Origin of the sequence: Acinetobacter sp. YT-02 (assembly GCF_002412355.1) — a bacterium.
GTDB classification, from domain to species: domain Bacteria; phylum Pseudomonadota; class Gammaproteobacteria; order Pseudomonadales; family Moraxellaceae; genus Acinetobacter; species Acinetobacter towneri.
In genome coordinates this window covers 12,583-30,845 of record NZ_NOZT01000037.1, presented here as the reverse complement: position 1 = coordinate 30,845, position 18,263 = coordinate 12,583, and the positions used below count along the sequence as shown (strand labels likewise).

At 42.7% G+C, this 18,263-nt stretch carries 13 protein-coding genes and 2 rRNA genes; 11 read left to right on the top strand and 4 right to left on the bottom strand.

The genetic code is table 11. The annotated features are described in order from the left end of the window. A 23S ribosomal RNA gene (locus CF596_RS10175) occupies positions 1 to 877 on the top strand; the annotation flags it as partial. 228 nt (positions 878 to 1,105) lie between these two features. Further along, a 5S ribosomal RNA gene (rrf, locus tag CF596_RS10170) occupies positions 1,106 to 1,220 on the top strand. A 123-nt stretch (positions 1,221 to 1,343) separates the two neighbouring features. Here rrf and CF596_RS10165 read toward each other — a convergent pair. Continuing rightward, the gene (locus tag CF596_RS10165) at positions 1,344 to 2,027 is read right to left on the bottom strand and encodes a TIGR04219 family outer membrane beta-barrel protein (protein ID WP_096902377.1); all 684 of its coding nucleotides are present in this window, start codon (positions 2,025 to 2,027) and stop codon (positions 1,344 to 1,346) included. Positions 2,028 to 2,196: 169 nt separating this feature from the next. Between CF596_RS10165 and CF596_RS10160 the strand changes: the two genes are divergently transcribed. The 3 genes from CF596_RS10160 (at position 2,197) to CF596_RS10150 (ending at position 5,803) form a co-directional block, all read left to right on the top strand. Next, a complete protein-coding gene (locus CF596_RS10160) occupies positions 2,197 to 3,639 on the top strand; it encodes an aldehyde dehydrogenase family protein (protein ID WP_096902376.1) in 1,443 nt (480 codons plus the stop codon). A 567-nt stretch (positions 3,640 to 4,206) separates the two neighbouring features. Then, positions 4,207 to 5,691, top strand: coding sequence for a sodium-dependent transporter (locus tag CF596_RS10155; protein WP_096902375.1), 1,485 nt, complete (start codon positions 4,207 to 4,209; stop codon positions 5,689 to 5,691). A gap of 1 nt (position 5,692) precedes the next feature. Beyond that, the gene (locus tag CF596_RS10150; protein WP_096902374.1) at positions 5,693 to 5,803 is read left to right on the top strand and encodes a methionine/alanine import family NSS transporter small subunit; all 111 of its coding nucleotides are present in this window, start codon (positions 5,693 to 5,695) and stop codon (positions 5,801 to 5,803) included. A 123-nt stretch (positions 5,804 to 5,926) separates the two neighbouring features. On the opposite strand, the gene rsmB is transcribed toward CF596_RS10150, so the two are convergent. Together rsmB and fmt are read right to left on the bottom strand one after the other, a co-directional pair. Further along, positions 5,927 to 7,234, bottom strand: a complete 1,308-nt coding sequence (gene rsmB, locus CF596_RS10145) for a 16S rRNA (cytosine(967)-C(5))-methyltransferase RsmB (protein ID WP_096902373.1) — start codon at positions 7,232 to 7,234, stop codon at positions 5,927 to 5,929. Next, complete coding sequence (gene fmt, locus CF596_RS10140) at positions 7,231 to 8,193, bottom strand: methionyl-tRNA formyltransferase (RefSeq protein WP_096902372.1); 963 nt, start codon at positions 8,191 to 8,193, stop codon at positions 7,231 to 7,233. The genes rsmB and fmt overlap by 4 nt, the downstream gene beginning before the upstream one ends. Positions 8,194 to 8,655: 462 nt before the next feature. Between fmt and CF596_RS10135 the strand changes: the two genes are divergently transcribed. The 6 genes from CF596_RS10135 to CF596_RS10110 all read left to right on the top strand — a co-directional run bounded on the left by CF596_RS10135 (position 8,656) and on the right by CF596_RS10110 (position 16,213). Then, positions 8,656 to 10,023 carry an RNA-guided endonuclease TnpB family protein gene (locus tag CF596_RS10135; RefSeq protein ID WP_096902371.1) on the top strand — a complete coding sequence of 456 codons (1,368 nt, stop codon included), beginning with the start codon at positions 8,656 to 8,658 and terminating at the stop codon, positions 10,021 to 10,023. A gap of 249 nt (positions 10,024 to 10,272) precedes the next feature. Further along, positions 10,273 to 12,102, top strand: coding sequence for a dihydroxy-acid dehydratase (gene ilvD, locus CF596_RS10130; protein ID WP_070154893.1), 1,830 nt, complete (start codon positions 10,273 to 10,275; stop codon positions 12,100 to 12,102). Between the two features lie 219 nt (positions 12,103 to 12,321). Continuing rightward, on the top strand, positions 12,322 to 14,007 hold the full coding sequence (gene ilvD, locus CF596_RS10125) for a dihydroxy-acid dehydratase (protein ID WP_004970362.1): 1,686 nt from the start codon (positions 12,322 to 12,324) through the stop codon (positions 14,005 to 14,007). 117 nt (positions 14,008 to 14,124) lie between these two features. Further along, complete coding sequence (locus CF596_RS10120) at positions 14,125 to 15,438, top strand: hypothetical protein (RefSeq protein ID WP_096902370.1); 1,314 nt, start codon at positions 14,125 to 14,127, stop codon at positions 15,436 to 15,438. Beyond that, positions 15,428 to 15,715 (top strand): chorismate mutase, encoded by a 288-nt coding sequence (locus tag CF596_RS10115; RefSeq protein WP_096902369.1) that lies wholly within the window; start codon positions 15,428 to 15,430, stop codon positions 15,713 to 15,715. Before CF596_RS10120 ends, CF596_RS10115 begins: the two co-directional genes overlap by 11 nt. 318 nt (positions 15,716 to 16,033) lie before the next feature. Beyond that, positions 16,034 to 16,213: a hypothetical protein gene (locus CF596_RS10110; protein WP_004970356.1), complete on the top strand. Its 180-nt coding sequence runs from the start codon at positions 16,034 to 16,036 to the stop codon at positions 16,211 to 16,213. Positions 16,214 to 16,494: 281 nt separating this feature from the next. On the opposite strand, the gene CF596_RS10105 is transcribed toward CF596_RS10110, so the two are convergent. Next, positions 16,495 to 17,793 carry a solute carrier family 23 protein gene (locus tag CF596_RS10105; RefSeq protein ID WP_096902368.1) on the bottom strand — a complete coding sequence of 433 codons (1,299 nt, stop codon included), beginning with the start codon at positions 17,791 to 17,793 and terminating at the stop codon, positions 16,495 to 16,497. Positions 17,794 to 18,263: the final 470 nt, after the last annotated feature.

Genomic DNA, 18,263 nt, shown 5'->3' with positions numbered 1-18,263 from the left:
TGAAGATGCGGTGTACCCGCGGCTAGACGGAAAGACCCCGTGAACCTTTACTGCAGCTTGACATTGAACTTTGATCTTACTTGTGTAGGATAGGTGGGAGGCTTTGAAGTCGCGACGCTAGTTGCGATGGAGCCGTCCTTGAAATACCACCCTGGTAATATTGAGGTTCTAACTCTGTCCCGTTATCCGGGACGAGGACCATGTCTGGTGGGTAGTTTGACTGGGGCGGTCTCCTCCTAAAGAGTAACGGAGGAGTACGAAGGTGCGCTCAGCGTGGTCGGAAATCACGCGTAGAGTATAAAGGCAAAAGCGCGCTTAACTGCGAGACCCACAAGTCGAGCAGGTACGAAAGTAGGTCTTAGTGATCCGGTGGTTCTGTATGGAAGGGCCATCGCTCAACGGATAAAAGGTACTCTGGGGATAACAGGCTGATACCGCCCAAGAGTTCATATCGACGGCGGTGTTTGGCACCTCGATGTCGGCTCATCTCATCCTGGGGCTGAAGCAGGTCCCAAGGGTATGGCTGTTCGCCATTTAAAGAGGTACGCGAGCTGGGTTTAGAACGTCGTGAGACAGTTCGGTCCCTATCTACCGTGGGCGTTGGAAATTTGAGAGGATCTGCTCCTAGTACGAGAGGACCAGAGTGGACGAACCTCTGGTGTACCGGTTGTGACGCCAGTCGCATCGCCGGGTAGCTATGTTCGGAAGGGATAACCGCTGAAAGCATCTAAGCGGGAAGCCTACCTCAAGATAAGATTTCCCCGAGACTTTATGTCTCCTAAAGAGCCGTTGAAGACTACGACGTTGATAGGTTGGATGTGGAAGCATAGTGATATGTGAAGCTGACCAATACTAATTGCTCGTGAGGCTTGACTATACAACACCCAAGCAGTTGTTGTACGAACTTCGAAAGAAGTGAGGATCAATCGATTTCATATTGATCTAACGATCAAACAAAAACTTGATTTAGTGAACGCTAAACAATAAACTTCAGACCCAATAGCCAACCTGTTAATAACTCATTTGGAACCAAGTAAGGCATTACATGCAAAAGCATCAAGCAAAAGCAATGTAACTAAGACCCGAACAAGTCCATAACAGTTGTGCTGGCGACCATAGCAAGAGTGAACCACCTGATCCCTTCCCGAACTCAGAAGTGAAACCTCTTCGCGCTGATGGTAGTGTGGGATTACCCATGTGAGAGTAAGTCATCGCCAGCTCATTATTCAAACACCCCCAACTAACGTTGGGGGTGTTTTTTTATGTGGAAAGAAAATATTAAGAAGAATAAAAAACCCTTAAAAATAATTTAAGGGTTTTAAAGTTATATAAATATCAAATACTTAGAAATGTGCTTCTAAGCCTAAATATGGACCTTTAAACTCTAATAGAGTTTCTTGGTTGGAATCTTGATTCAGTTTAATGTCTAAGATGCGATAACCCGCTTTTAACCCGACATCCACCAGAATCGCATCAATAAAGTTATATTTAATTTCTGCCTGAGCATCACGAACTTCATTGTCGCTATTTTTAGCATAGTTGGCTTCGGCTTTGGCACTTAAACCCGTAAATGGTAATTTGACTGCTGCTTCTGCATAAAGCATAGGTAACGTTTCACTGATGTCTTGTGTTGAAAACAAATTCGATCTTAAGTCGCCTTCGAGTACTTTTGCGCCAAATCCAACATCTGCTGCAACAATGTTATCTAAAATTTCATAATACAAAATGAAGTCTGAATAATCTAAATCTAGCTGATTGATTTTGACACCAGCAGCGTTTTGCTCGCTTTCGGTCTGCAAATTGGCATGTTTAATTTTGGCATTGGGTAAAAATGGTACTGGATGTTCTACTGCCAAACTGAAGGGTATGGCAAAATCATCATCTAAGTTTGGCGATAACTGAGCCTGATTCCAGTCTGCACTATATTTCCAATAATCCACGCTGGCTTTTACCCCAATAATATCGGCATGCACCGCTGAACAACCAATTAAACTGCATGCTAAAGCAAAACGTTGTAATGTAAGCATATAAACCCTAGTATTTTGTCATCATCATTTGGGATGAATGGTGTGGTGTTGTATGTTCTCGTGACAAAAATCATGTGAAATATTGTCTAACTTAGCGCATCATACATTTTCTAGAATCAAATTCTTGTAAAAATATAGCCTAATTCGCGCCAAAAAAGAGGATTTCAGTATGCAAAATGTCCATCCACCTGTCGATTACCCGCTCTATCTTGCCAATAAAGCAGTAGAAACAGGGCAATGGTTAGCCGTTCAGCATAAATATTCTCAAAAATTATATGCACGTGTCGCACTTGCCGATGCAAAAAGTATTGAAAAAGCTATTCTTGCAGCCGTCAAAGCAGAAGCCGAAATGGCAAAATTACAGCCATTTCAGAAACAAAAAATTCTGCTGCAATGTGTGCAGCGTTTCCAAGAGATGCGCGAAGAATTGGTTGAAATTTTAATTGCTGAAGGTGGAAAGCCTCGTCTGGCCGCGATGGCAGAAGTCGAGCGTTTAATCAATACCTTTCAAATTGCGGCAGATGCGGTGTCGCAACTAGATGAAGGACGTATTTTACCGTTGGCGGTGACGGCTGCTGCTGCGAATTATCAAGGGATGGTTAAGCATGTACCCATTGGTGCCGTGTCTTTAATTAGTCCTTTTAATTTCCCATTGAATTTAACCGCACATAAAATTGCGCCCGCGATTGCTGCAGGTTGTCCTTTTGTATTAAAACCTGCTAGCGCCACGCCTATTTCAGCATTAAAAATAGCAGAAGTGTTGGCTGAAACAGATTTACCTAAAGGTGCGTTTTCGGTATTGCCTTGTGAGCGTGAACAAGCAGATGTTTTAGTGACCGATGACCGCTTTAAACTGCTCAGTTTTACTGGTTCAGATGTGGTGGGTTGGGATATGAAAGCCCGCGCAGGACGTAAAAAAGTAACGCTAGAGTTGGGCGGCAATGCAGCGGTGATGATTGAACCCGATACTGAACTGAATGATGCATTGATTCATCGCTTAATTGGTGGGGCGTATAATCATGCAGGGCAGGTGTGTATTAGTGTGCAACGTATTTTTGTGCATGCCGACGTATATGCTGAACTGAAAAAGAAACTTGTGAGTCAGCTCAAGCAAATTAAAGCAGCAGATCCTAATTTGGACAGCACTTTGGTCGGGCCAATGATTAAGGAAGCTGAAGCACAGCGCTTGAAAAAGTGGATTGATAAAGCGGTGAAAAAAGGCACAAAAATATTGGTAGGTGGCGAGCTGAAAGGTGTGATGTTTGAGCCGACTTTATTGGAACAGGTCGATCCAAACTTGGAGGTTTATAAAGATGAAGTTTTTGGCCCTGTTGCCATTTTGGAAAAATATTCATCTTTTGAGCAAGGGATTGCACGTATTAACCAAAGTCGTTTTGGTTTACAGGCGGGTATTTATACACAAAGCTTGGAAAAAATGCTTTACGCATGGGATCAGTTACAGGTCGGTGGGGTAATTATTAATGATATCCCATCTTTCCGCGTGGATAATATGCCTTATGGTGGTGTGAAAGATTCGGGTTTAGGGCGTGAGGGGATTCAATCTGCCATTCGGGATATGCAGGAAGAGCGTTTGTTGGTGATTAAGCGTTAAGTATTTGATCTGATCATGTATCGTCATCATCAGAGACAGAAAATGAGTTAACTCTGAATTTTGGGATGATTCACTACAGCGCTGTAGTTCAGTGAATTATAAGCTACAGCGTTAGTGTAAAATAGATGAAAAGTAAAATAACTCAAATAGCATCAAAATTGTATTCCAAATAGTTATATGACTTATAACCAAAAAATCAAGTCAAAATGGAGTGGAATTTGAACGCTTGATTAAAAAATGCATACAAAAAACATCTTTCCGAGCAGAATTTACAGAAAAATTTTTCAAAAATGAGTATTGTTAAGCCATACAAAAGCGCAATATTGGGCAAAGACTTTAAGCAAGATTTTCCGAATATTTCGCTGTTTGACCTTTAGAATTTGATGCTCAAAAGGTGTGACTCTAAAGCAAACACCCAGATTTTCATTTTTTTGCAGGATATTTTTTGAGTGCGCTAAATTACCGTTATATAAAGTAAATTTAAGCTAATGAAAAAGCAAATTATTTATATAAAAGGTCAGAATTAAAAAACAAGCAACAAAAAATAACCTGAAGTTTAGGTGTTCTATGACAGATTCTCGTGAGAGTTGGTCCGCACGATCAGGCTTTATTATCGCAGCTATTGGTTCTGCGGTCGGGTTGGGTAATATTTGGCGTTTCCCTTATGTTGCCTATGAAAATGGCGGCGGCGCATTTTTAATCCCTTATTTAATTGCGATCTTTGCCGCAGGTTTGCCATTGCTGTTTTTGGACTATGCAGTTGGGCATAAATACCGTAAAGCACCACCAACCGCTTATAAAAAGCTCATGAACAGTGAAGCATTGGGTTGGTGGCAGGTGATGGTGACTTTGCTGATTGGTATTTACTATGCCAGCGTATTGTCTTGGGCAGGCAGTTATATGTTCTATTCCATTGGTCAGCAATGGGGAACAGACACTGAAAAATTCTTTTTCACAAGCTACTTACAAAATGGTGAAGGTTTAGCCTTGGGTTTTGTACCCACCTTATTTATTGGCTTAGTCATCGTGTGGGCGGTAGTGATGTTCATTTTATATGGTGGTGTGAAAAAAGGGGTTGAGCTGTCAAATAAAATTTTTATACCACTTTTGCTGATTTTATTCTCTATTCTCGTGGTTCAAGCTTTACGTTTGCCTGGTGCAGTCGATGGCTTAAATGCCTTCTTTACGCCTAACTGGGAAGCGATGACGAACTATAAAGTATGGTTAGCTGCCTTTGGTCATATCTTCTTCTCGCTTTCAGTCGGGTTCGGGATTATGTTGACCTACTCATCATACCTAAAACGTAAAACTAACTTGACTGGTTCAGGCTTGGTGGTTGCACTCGCAAACTCATCTTTTGAAATTTTAGCGGGTATTGGTATTTTTGCTGCGCTTGGTTTTATGGCGTACAGCGCAGGTTCATCGGTAGATGAAGTGGTTTCGGGTGGTATTGGTTTAGCCTTTATTGCATTCCCAAAAATCATTTCTAGCTTGGGTGCAGGTGGCGATTTATTTGGCTTCTTATTCTTCGCTTCATTGACGGTTGCAGGAGTGACCTCAATGGTGAGTATTCTGCAAGTGCCGATTGCTGCGTTCCAAGACAAACTGGGTTGGTCGCGTAAGCGTGCAGTAACCATCATTGCGGGTGGTTCAGCTATAGTTTCAACCATTTTATTCTCTACCCACAGTGCGATTACTTTTGTCGACATCATTGACTACTTTGCCAACAACATTGGTATTGTCGGTGGTGGTTTATTGTCGATTATTTTGGTGACTTGGTTCCGACGTCCATTGCTCAAAGAATTGCAGCAACACGTTAACCAATACTCAAGTATTAAATTGGGTTGGGGCTGGAATTTCCTATTAACCATCGTGACACCACTTTCATTGCTCGTGGCTTTAGGTTTAACCCTAAAATCTATTTTTGCAGAAGGCTATGGTGGTTATCCATTACACATTTTACTTACCGTGGGTGGTGGTACCGTGGCGCTCTTTATTATTGGTGCGGTATTGCTTAGCCGCTTAAAAGATCAAGACGCAGCGGAGAAATAACATGAATACATCTGCATTGGTGATGTTGATTATTTCAACAGTGGTACTTTGGGGTGGTTTGGTTTTTGCGATGATTCACCTGATCAAAAACCCAGATGAACTTGAAGACTAAGTGTTTTGCTGAACAAGTGCGAAGCTTTAAGAGATTGCACCGTTTAAATAACCCTTGATTGATTCAAGGGTTATTTTATTGGAACGGCTATTCAATGAGAAGAATCGTTAAAACAAAAACAGCTTAGGCGGTTTTTTCAATACGACAATAATAAAAACCATCACCGCGTCCTTCTTGTGGCAATAATTGGCGTCCGTACAGTTGTGGAATGCCCCAATCTGCATCAATTTTGACTTCTTTGGCATTAAGATGTTCGGCAAAGAATTGCTGCATTTGCTGTTCATTTTCGGCTTTTAAAACCGAGCAGGTAATGTAAAGCAAGGTGCCGCCAACTTTGAGTTGCTGCCACATCTGCTGCAAAATCTGTTGCTGTAATGCTACCGTTTGCTGAATATCGCCAGATTGACGCAGCAAACGAATATCTGGATGACGACGCAAGACCCCAATTGCAGAGCATGGTGCATCCAATACAATACAGTCCACTGCTTCACTAGCGTTCCATGTGGTTGCATCGGCAGCCAAAATTTCGACTTGCGCTTCTTGATTCAGTTGCAGACGTTCTAGGTTTTCGCTGACACGTAACAGACGTTGGGCATCCTGATCCAAGGCAATCAATTTTTTAGGCTGAAATTTTTCGAGCAGATGTGCTGTTTTACCACCAGGGGCTGCGCAGGCATCGACCACGACTTTGCCATCTAAATTTGGCAAGAGCATCGCACACAGTTGGGCATGTTCGTCCTGTACGGAAAATACGCCTTCATCAAAACCAGGCAAGTCTGGAATGTGCACATTTTGCAGCATCACAATACCAACTGCAGACACGGTGCAAGCTTCTGCAGCAATCTCTTGTTCCTGCAAAATTTCTAAATAGTCATCACGGCTGATTTGGCGTGTATTGACTCTTAAGGTTAGCGGCGCAGTTTGCTTTAAAGTTTGCGTCAGTTGTTCTAATTGCTCAGGCCAATCTTTTTTCAGGCGTTTATACAACCAACTTGGCAAACCATGCGCTTGCGCCAAAGCCGTTTGAAATTCGGATGTTTCACGTGAAACACGACGCAGAATCGCATTCACCACACCGCTGAGTGCCTGATAGCCCAATTGTTTGGCTGCAGTTACGGTTTCGGAAATTGCGGCATGACTGGCTACACGGGTACAAAGCACTTGATATAAGCCAACATATAAACAGGTTTCAACAGTTTCGTTGTTGAGTGGTTTCACCAACAACGGTAAGGTAATGCTTTTTAGGGCATACCATTGACGCAAGGTGCCCAAAACCAGCTCATGAAACAAGGCACGGTCACGTTCCGCGACTTTGCTTAAATGTACAGGTAAAATGCTCGCCAATGATTGCCCTTGTTGTACAGCCAATAGCGTACGGATGACTTGGGCACGCAAGTTCAAATGTGAATTGCCTGATTCAGTATGGCTCATGCGAGAACTTGTCCTGTTTGAAGTTTTTGAGTTTGAATGATTTGCACAGGATTCAGCGGTTTAGCACCAGGCCATTGCAACGAGCTTAAGCACACTGCTTGTTGATCGCCACAAGCGACGTGTACGCCTTGTTTGTCCAATTTTAAAATTGTGCCTGCAGCTTTGCCCTGTGCAGATTCATCTGATAATGCTGAACCCCACACGCGTAAGTTTTGAGTGTCATCTAAAGGAATAAATGCCACAGGCCACGGGTTAAAGGCACGAATATTACGGTCAATTTCGGCTGCAGTTTGTGACCAGTTAATTTGCGCTTCGGCTTTGGTCAGTTTGTGTGCATAGACCGTTAAGGCTTCATCTTGCACTTCACGCCTAGCGAAATAGTCTTGTAATTTTTGTTCTGAAGCCAATACTTCAACAATTGCTTCGGCACCTTGCTGCGCCAGTTTGTCATGTAAAGTGGCAGAAGTGTCTGCTGCAGTAATTGGGCACAAGGTTTTATACAACATATCGCCCGTATCTAAACCTGCTGCCATTTTCATAATGGTGATGCCTGTTTCGGTATCACCTGTGGCAATGGCACGCTGAATCGGCGCTGCACCGCGCCAACGTGGTAATAAAGAACCGTGAATATTCAAGCAGCCATATTTAGGCGTATCTAAAATCACTTGTGGCAAGATTAAACCATAGGCCGCAACCACCATCACATCGGCATTCAATGCAGCCAATTCTTGTTGGGCCGCCAGACCTTCTTCAGTAGATGATTTAAAATGCAAAGGTTGATAGACAGGAAGATCGTGTTGTAGTGCCAATTGCTTCACCGCAGATGCTGTGAGTTTTTGTCCGCGTCCTGCTTTACGATCAGGCTGAGTGTAAACCGCGACAATCTCATGTTCGGTGTTCAGGAGTGCTGCCAAAGCGCTTGCAGCAAATTCAGGCGTACCTGCAAAAACGATTTTCAATGGAAATCAACCCATATTTTTAGATGACGCGCCAATTATAACAAATTGCGGCTCAAAGGTCGGAACGGGTTGTAACAAATCCACCTTGTCCCCTTGCGCAGCAAACAAAGCAGCGCTTTGTTCTTGCTCATGTGGCTAAAACTTTCTCAGATTGCGTTACGAAACTTGGCAATAGTCTCGCTATTCCCTGCGTTTCATGCCTAATCTGCTCAGTTTTAGCCTACAGCGCAAGCCATTTATGAAATGTCAACAGACCCTAATAATGCAAAATTTAAAAATTATTCATGAAAGTTTTGTATTGAACAATAAATTCTAGAGTGCATTCTCGCCCTTTTAAGGGTGAGCCAGCTCTTTTCTTAATATGACTATAGTAAGTTAAAATTGTCGTTAAATATCATTAGTTTGTATTATAGATTCACTTTTTTATGTTATAATTAAATTGTATTTTTAGGAGCATTTTCATTGCTAACAGGCATCCAATTAAGAGCGTATCCAACCAATCATCAAAAGCTGATCCTTAGTCAGTGGATGGGTTGCGCTCGTTTTATTTGGAATGCTAAGTGCGATGAAGATAAATACTTCCGTGGCTTTGCACGTAAGTTCACTCCTTACAATCAATATTATGAAACGCAAGATCAAAAATACTCACACTTTAAATCAGAAGAACTCAGCGCATGGCTAAAACAATGCCCTAGCCAAATCCTGAGAAATTCAGCAAGCAATTGGAAAGATACTCTTGATAGGTTTAAAAGTGGCATTTGTGGTCGTCCGAAGCGTAAAAAGAAAACAGATAAAGGCTCAATTTACCTCACCCGTGAATTGTTCAGATTCGAGCCTGACCAGTTTGGCAAACTGCATCTATTTATTGGTACGAAAACCAATAACATCGGAATTTTAAAGTTTGGGATTCATGCTGATTTTAACGAGCCTAAATCCCTCTACATCCGTAAAGAACGTGGTCAATACTTTGTGTCATTTTGCTATGAAGATGATCAGGATATTCAAGTAATCAAGCCCGAAGAACATCTAGAATATCTACGTGGTATGACAGCAGAACAGCTACAAGACATTGTGGTTGGTATTGATCGTGGCGTGGTTATCCCTGTTCATGCAGAGCATAGAGAATTTGATTTCTCCAAAGAGCAGAAGAATCACCTATCTAAAGCGGATCGCTATATCAAACGCCTGCAACGGAAACTATCACAACAACAAAAAGACTCTAACCGCAGAGCAAGAACCAAACATCGTATTGCGGTGCATCATGCAAAGAAAGCTAATATCCGCAAGGATTTTGCCCACAAAACTAGCCATGCATTGGTTAATGGATTTGGTAAAGTTTTTGTATTTGAGAAATTAAATACCAAGCAGATGACTAAGAAGCCTGCACCGAAAAAAGATGAGTTAGGTCGTTTCATTCCAAATAAAGCCAAAGCGAAAGCTGGCTTAAACAAGGCGATCCTCAATGTAGGTTGGTACCAGATCGCATCGTTCCTGAAATACAAAGCGGAACGATTAGGAAAAGCAGTTTTTAGTATCCCTGCTGCTTACACCAGTCAAGAGTGCGCTTCATGCGGTCACACTCACCCCGACAATCGCAAGAGCCAAGACAGGTTCAAATGCGTGAATTGTGGACACATTGACAATGCAGATCATAATGCAGCAATGGTGATTAAACAGAGGGCAGTAAAATTAATCTTAGACAGTGGAACACTGTTGGATGACAATCACTTGTCATCTAGTGGGCGTGGAGGTGTTCGTAAGACGAAAAAGAGTGTTAAAGCTTTTTCTCGCTGTACCGATGAAGCGTCAAAAGAGAAGTGTGCAGCTTAGGCTGCATCACGGAAACTCGGTTGCTTTAGCACTGAGTAGTTCATTTCAGTATGATCAACAAGGTGCTGTGGGTTTTCGTCACTTTTTATCCATCATAAAGTCGGTAAAGCAGCAGCCTTACTACCTCAAGCTGTAGTAAAATACAAAGATTCTTAAACTGTTTTGCAGTGATACAGATCTTGCAAACAGTATTATTTCGCCAGAATGAATTTCAGATTCATTTCAGCACAACCAAGTTGGAACTTTATAATGCCTGACTATCGTTCAAAAACATCGACACACGGAAGAAATATGGCGGGTGCACGCGGCTTATGGCGTGCAACGGGTATGAAAGACGAAGATTTCGGTAAGCCGATTATTGCGGTGGTCAACTCATTTACCCAATTTGTACCTGGCCATGTGCATTTAAAAGACCTCGGTCAAATGGTGGCAGAACAAATTCAGGCGGCAGGTGGTGTTGCCAAAGAATTTAACACCATTGCCGTAGATGACGGGATTGCCATGGGCCATGACGGCATGTTGTATTCATTGCCATCACGTGACTTGATTGCCGATTCGGTAGAATACATGGTCAACGCGCACTGTGCCGATGCTATGGTCTGTATCTCCAACTGTGACAAAATTACCCCAGGGATGCTGATGGCTGCCATGCGCCTAAACATTCCAGTGGTGTTTGTATCTGGCGGCCCAATGGAAGCAGGTAAAGTCAAAATTCGTGGCAATGAACACGCGATTGACTTGATTGATGCAATGATTGTGGCGGCAGATGATAACTATACCGATGAAGAAGTCGCTGAATATGAGCGCTCAGCATGCCCAACTTGTGGTTCATGCTCAGGGATGTTCACTGCCAACTCAATGAACTGCTTAACAGAAGCCTTAGGTTTATCTCTACCTGGCAACGGCTCAATTCTAGCAACTCACGCCAACCGTAAAAAACTGTTTGATAAAGCAGGTCAGTTGATTGTGGAATTGGCGAAACGCCATTATGAACAAGACGATTACAGCGTATTGCCACGTTCAATTGCAACCAAAGCATCTTATGAAAATGCTATGACATTGGATATTGCCATGGGTGGTTCAACCAACACCGTATTGCACTTGTTGGCGGCTGCCAATGAAGCAGGTGTGGATTTCACCATGGATGATATTGACCGTTTATCACGCAAAGTACCTGTTTTGTGTAAAGTTGCACCTGCAAAACAAGACGTTCACATGGAAGATGTACACCGCGCGGGCGGCATTATGTCTATTTTAGGTGAGCTGGATCGTGCAGGTTTATTGGACACTTCTGTAGGTACGGTTCACGAAGCAACCTTAAAAGATGCTTTAGATAAATGGGACATTATTCGTACCGAAAATGAAGACGTTTACCAGTTCTTCCGTTCTGCACCAGGCGGCGTACCTACCCAAACTGCATTCTCACAAGACCGTTACTATTCACGTTTAGATGGTGACCGTGACAATGGTGTGATTCGTAATGCAGAACACGCCTTCTCTAAAGATGGTGGTTTGGCGGTACTTTACGGCAACATCGCTTTGGATGGTTGTATTGTCAAAACTGCAGGGGTAGATGATTCTATTTTGAAATTCAACGGCACAGCACGTGTTTTTGAAAGTCAGGATGCTGCAGTAGACGCGATTTTGGGTGGTAAAATTACAGCGGGTGATGTGGTGGTGATTCGCTACGAAGGCCCACGTGGTGGCCCAGGTATGCAAGAAATGCTCTATCCAACCAGCTATTTGAAATCGAAAGGTTTAGGCAAAGAATGTGCCTTACTGACCGATGGTCGTTTCTCGGGCGGCTCTTCAGGTCTTTCAATTGGTCACGTTTCTCCAGAAGCGGCTGAAGGTGGTGCGATTGGTTTGGTTGAAGATGGTGACCGTATCGAAATTGATATTCCAAACCGCAGCATTCACTTGGCGGTAGATGACGCAACCATGGCGGCACGTCGTGAAGCGCAAGAAGCTAAAGGCTGGCATCCTGCAGAAGAACGTCCACGTAAAATTTCTAAAGCGTTGAAAGCCTATGCTATGCACACCACCAGTGCGGCAAAAGGTGCGGTACGTGAAATCTAAGCAGTACTTAGCAATTTAAGCTGCCACAAAAAAGCACTCCAAAATTGGGGTGCTTTTTTATGAGCCTGCCAATGAGCAATGTCAGTATCGCAGCAAATTTGAGCAATGAAATTAGACAGGCATTTTCGTTTACATCCTGCCCGCTTTCGATACAATGAAAAATAAAATAAATCGTCATGATGAGCACGTCATTTCACCCATCTTGCTAAGGAATCAGCCATGAGTAAACAGAATATCCGCGAACATTCAGCCGAAGTCTATGAAGGCATTGAAAATGCACCTGCACGCTCCATGATGCGTGCGGTGGGTTTTAAGGATGAAGATTTTACTCGTCCATTTATTGGCATTGCATCGACTTGGGCCAATGTCACACCATGTAATATGCATATTGATGGCTTGGCGCGTGAAGCGGAAACAGGCGTGAATCAAGCGGGTGGTAAAGGCATTATTTTCAATACCATCACCATTTCAGACGGTATTTCAAACGGCACCGAAGGCATGAAATATTCACTGGTTTCACGTGAAATCATTGCCGACTCAATTGAAGCCGTGGTGGGTTGTCAGGCCTATGATGGTGTGATTGCCATTGGTGGCTGTGATAAAAACATGCCGGGTTGCATTATGGGACTGGCGCGTTTAAATCGTCCGGGCTTGTTTGTTTATGGCGGCACCATTAAACCGGGTGCAGGACATACCGATATTATTTCGGTGTTTGAAGCCGTGGGTCAGCATGCCAAAGGGGAAATTAACGAAATTCAGGTCAAACAGATTGAAGAAGTGGCTTTGCCGGGTGCAGGTTCGTGTGGTGGCATGTACACCGCGAACTCTATGGCATCGGCCATTGAAGCATTGGGCATGAGTTTACCAGGGTCTTCGGCACAAGAAGCGGTTTCTCAAGACAAAATGGATGATTGCCAACGTGCAGGCGAAGCAGTCATGAATCTGTTACGTCTGGATATTAAACCACGTGACATTATGACCAAATCTGCCTTTGAAAATGCCATTAAAGTATTGATTGCTTTGGGTGGGTCGACCAATGGTGTGTTGCATTTAATTGCCATGGCGCATTCTGCAGGGGTTGAACTCACACTCGATGATTTCGTGCGTATTGGTCAGGAAACCCCAGTGGTGGCCGATGTACGTCCATCGGGCAAGTATTTAATGTCGGAGCTGATTGCCATTGGCGGAATTCAGCCGTTGATGAAGCGCATGCTAGATGCAGGCATGCTCGATGGTTCTTGTTTAACGGTTACAGGTAAAACTTTGGCAGAAAACTTGGCCGATGTTGCCGATTATCCTGAAGGTCAGCAAATTATTTTACCGTTTGATGCGCCAATCAAAAAAGATTCACACTTGGTGGTGTTAAAAGGCAATTTATCGCCTACGGGTGCAGTGGCAAAAATTACAGGCAAAGAAGGCTTGTATTTTGAAGGGCCTGCACGCGTCTTTGAAGGTGAAATTGGTGCGATGCGCGGCATTTTAGATGGTGAAGTGCAAGAAGGTGAAGTGGTGGTGATTCGCGGTGAAGGCCCTAAAGGTGGCCCAGGTATGCCAGAAATGCTGAAACCAACTTCTGCAATTATTGGCAAGGGCTTGGGTAACTCAGTAGCGTTAATTACCGATGGACGTTTTTCGGGCGGTAGTCATGGTTTTGTGATTGGGCATGTGACCCCAGAAGCATATGAAGGCGGGCCAATTGGTCTGGTGAAAAATGGTGATAAAATTTCGATTAATGCTGAAACCCGCGAAATGACTTGGCATGTGTCAGAAGAGGAAATGGCAGCACGTAAAGCGGCATGGGTCAAACCAAAGCCAAACTATACCCACGGTGCATTGGCGAAATTTGCTAAATTGGCATCGGGTGCAGAAAAAGGTGCAGTGACTGATCTGAATTTAGAGGTCTAATTGCTCATTTTTATATGAATTGATATAAATCCTTGTGTACTATTGAAAGACGAGCGCACATGATTTGCATGTGGCTTGTCCCTAAACCACAAGGATTTTCTTTTAGAGGCTGATCTCATGTCACTGTTACGCCGTTGGTTCGATCCGATCCGATCGAGTTGGTTTTATCAAAAACCATCTCGGCAATCGGTGTTGTCCACGGAACACGGACTGAGTGTGTATTTACGTCTAGATGATGTATATAGCTATTTGGCGGTACAGCAGTTACCGCAATTAGAAGATATTCTGGCCGATGAGTTAAAACCTTTAACCGTAGTGATTTCGCGGCAAAGTGGCGATGCACCGAACCAAATGTCGGCTGCAGAATGGCAAAATTACTGTATTCAAGATGCAAAAATTCTTGCCAAACAACACCGTTTTAGTTTTCATGATACCCCTGAACCACCGACTGCAGAAGCTTTAATGCAGGCAGAAACCATTTTGCGGCATACGCCGTTACGTGGTCAGGATTTCTTGTATTTACTCGAAGATGTGTTCCACATGCTATGGCAAAAGCAGTCGGGTAAATTACGCACCTTATATGCCATGGCCAGCCGTCATCATCAAATTCAGGATTTTCCTGAACGGGTTTTTAATGATGCACCTGTATTGGCCAGTTATTTTGAGTTTGGTGGACGTAAATATCATGCAGTCGATGATTTATTGCGTCTGACCCGCCGTTTAAAACAACAAAAATTACTGACCGATAATCCTATTTTCTTGATCAATCATATTGAATGGTGTGAACATTTAATTAGTGATGCCGAAGAACTCAATGAAATTCAGGCGCTTGACCCTGAATTGGACTTATACATCGCACTGGAAGACCCGATTTCTTGGTTGTTATTGGCGTATATCAAAGAAGAATTGGCCGCCTATTACAATATTCATTTGAATGTGTATCCCTTATCCTATCATGGGCGTGACTATTTTGACTGGAGTTTGGCAACACGTTTATCTAAACGTACCGATGTTGCGTTTACGCCGTTTTGCCGACCGACCGAACAGGCGACTTATCAAATGGCACAACTGTATTACAGTGTGCCTGAAGAACAGCGTGTCGATGCCATGTATCGCATTTTGCAGGCAGTGTGGACGAGGGGACAGGATTTATCCTTTAAAGCGCATTTTGAGCGTATGCAGCGTGAACTCGAGTTAGATCAACTGACCACAGCGGATGTGACTGAGTTGCTCAAAGAAAATGATATGCTGTGTGAAATGAAATCTCAGCCCGATTTTCCTGTGTTGGAATTGCGTATAGATGGGCAAAGCTACGTGTTTAATAGCTTATATCGGGTGTGGATGATTGAAAGTATTTTCAGTAATGTGTTAGAAGAAAAGTATAAGAGTGAAACCGAAACTGAAAGTGTAGCCCAAGCCCATGAACAATGAAAAAGTAAAATCATTACAACAAGCACGTGAAAAAATAGACCAAATTGATGTGGCTTTAATTGAATTGATTGCATCGCGTCAGTTTTATGTCGATCAGGCCATGCGCCATAAACAGACTTTGGAAGATGTACAGTCGCCACAGCGCGTGAAAGAAGTGATTGAAAAAGTCCGTGCTTTGGCTGTGCAACATGCAGTCGATCCAGACATGGTCGAGCGTTTATATCACGATATGATTCATCATTTTATTCAGCGTGAATTAAAAGAATTTCGTCCTTAACGGGTCTTCTCCATATGTTTGGGTGATGCTTCAAACGCAGCCCAAACTTTATATTTACGCGGCAATACTGCGTATTTGTATGCCATCATGGTGTTTAAAGCATAATTTTTAAAAATAATTTGCCTATTTTTTTTGCTTGCAGCTTTAAGCGAAAAGCCTTGCCTGTCTTGACTTTGCCAGCTTTTTATAAAGTTTTGGTAAAAAAAAGAATATGAATTTATTACATTTTTTAACGATGTAAGTTTGCTTTATTTTAAAAAGTATATATATTGTATATACATCTTTTGCAAAGCAGTCTTTATTTTGGAGAGATCAGCAATGAACGAGCAAATCAAAAAAATAAAGACAGGCAAGAAAGATGGACAACTTTTAATTCGTATTAATAGTACTGAACGTGATGAATTTATTCGTTTATGTGAAGAACTTGATACTAGTGCTGCTCGTGAATTAAGAAAATTTATTCGTAGTTTTGTGAAACAACACAATGGTAACGAATAGCCTTACTAAGGAGTAATACCATGGCTAAGCAAGTTAAATCTTTGAAGCAAAAAATCAAAGCACGTTTGAAAAAGATTTCAAAACATAAAGGCAAATTGAAGCAACTTAAGCAAGAGCTTAAAAAACAGAAATAAGCCACAGCAAAAGCATGATCTCTTAAAAACGGTTTATTCTAGACAGACCGTTTGAGGTTAAAAAAAGACCGAACAATTATTGTTGTTCGGTCTTTTTGTATTGCTTCGGCAGCTGCTTAGGTTTCAGCAGATGACAGCAGGTTCTGATTAGGATGGATCACGCAAACTAAAGAACCAGTTTAGGAACAAGGCCGCAAAGGTTGCTGTACCTATCCCACCCAAATTAAAGCTGCCCAATTGCAGCGCAAAGTCACCCGTTCCTAAAATAATGGTCACGGCAGCCACCATCAGATTTTTATTTTTAGAAAAATCGACCTTGTTTTCAATCCAGATTTTCGCGCCAGCAATGGTAATCAAACCAAAAACCACAATTGAAGCACCTGTTAAAATAGCGGTAGGAATGGTGTGAATAATCGCGCCAAATTTGGGTGAAAGCCCAAGGAAAATTGCAAAGACCCCCGCCACTACAAAAATAATCGTGGAATACACGCGGGTAACAGCCATCACTCCAATATTTTCACCATAAGTGGTCATACCTGGTGCACCGACACCACCTGCGAGTGTTGTGGCAACACCATCTGCGACAAAGGCTTTACCAATGTGTGGATCGAGGTTTTCACCTGTCATTGCTCCGACTGCTTTAATGTGTCCCAAGTTCTCTGCCACCAAAATGAAAGCAATTGGGGCGATAATTAGCATGGCATTCACATCAAATACAGGCGCGTGAAAGTCTGGAACACCAAACCACGCGGCTTGCTGAATTGGTGTGAAGTTAATTGGCGTACCCCAACCCATGACATTGGTGACCATAAAATAGATCAGATACGACATGAGTAAGCCAATTAGGAGTAAAAGACGTTGCAATAAACCTTTGGTAAATACAGCAATCATGCCCATACACAGCACAGTTACCAATGCCATCCACATATTAAATGGATTGCCTGCAACGGCTTTGACCGTGACTGGGGCAAGGTTTAAACCAATGATCATCACCACTGCACCTGTCACTACAGGTGGCATCAATTTTTCAATCCAACGGGTGCCTGTGGCCATCACCAAAAAGCCAATCAGGGCATATAAAATACCGCAGGCAATAATCCCGCCTGCCGCGACCCCAATATTGGCATTTAAACCACCTGCTGCACCTGCATAGCCTGTGGCAGCAATCACTACTCCAATAAAGGCAAAGCTCGAACCTAAATAACTTGGAACGCGCCCACCTGTCATGAAAAAGAACAGGATGGTACAAATCCCTGACATTAAAATGGCAAGGTTCGGGTCAAAGCCCATTAAGAAAGGTGCAAGTACCGTAGCACCAAACATGGCAAACGCGTGTTGTATCCCCAATACAACGGTTTGTGCAGGCGGTAGATACTCATTGGTCCCTACAGGACGCGCATCAATGCTGCCTTCATAAGGGCGCCATTTGGGAAACCAATTGGACATAAAGTGAGCACTCAAAAGCTAAATTGAGCACATCATACCCTTGTATTGCATAAATTTTTTAAAAATTTTGCGAGGAAACTGACCAGCTGCTTATTTTTAGAATTAAATTTTACTATTTGTTAAAATTTACATTTAATATAAATAAGTAATTTTATTTATAAATTTAAAGAATGTTTTGCTGCATCAATGGGATGAAAGCAGACGAAGAATAAATTTAATTGCACATAATTTAGGCTTATTTTTTCGCCACGCAACGCATAGGGCTAAAAAATGGGCGCATAGGGGATGATAATGAGCAAGGTCAGCACAGAAACACCGTAAAAGACCACTCAGCAGGGAAGGTTGCCCTCAAAGATAATAATGCGTTTAAACAGCAATAAGCCTGTAAAACATGGAGCCAATGGTAAACACACCTGCGAGTACAGTCATTTGACCCAGAAAATAGTCAATGTTCATCTTTTTTATCTGAT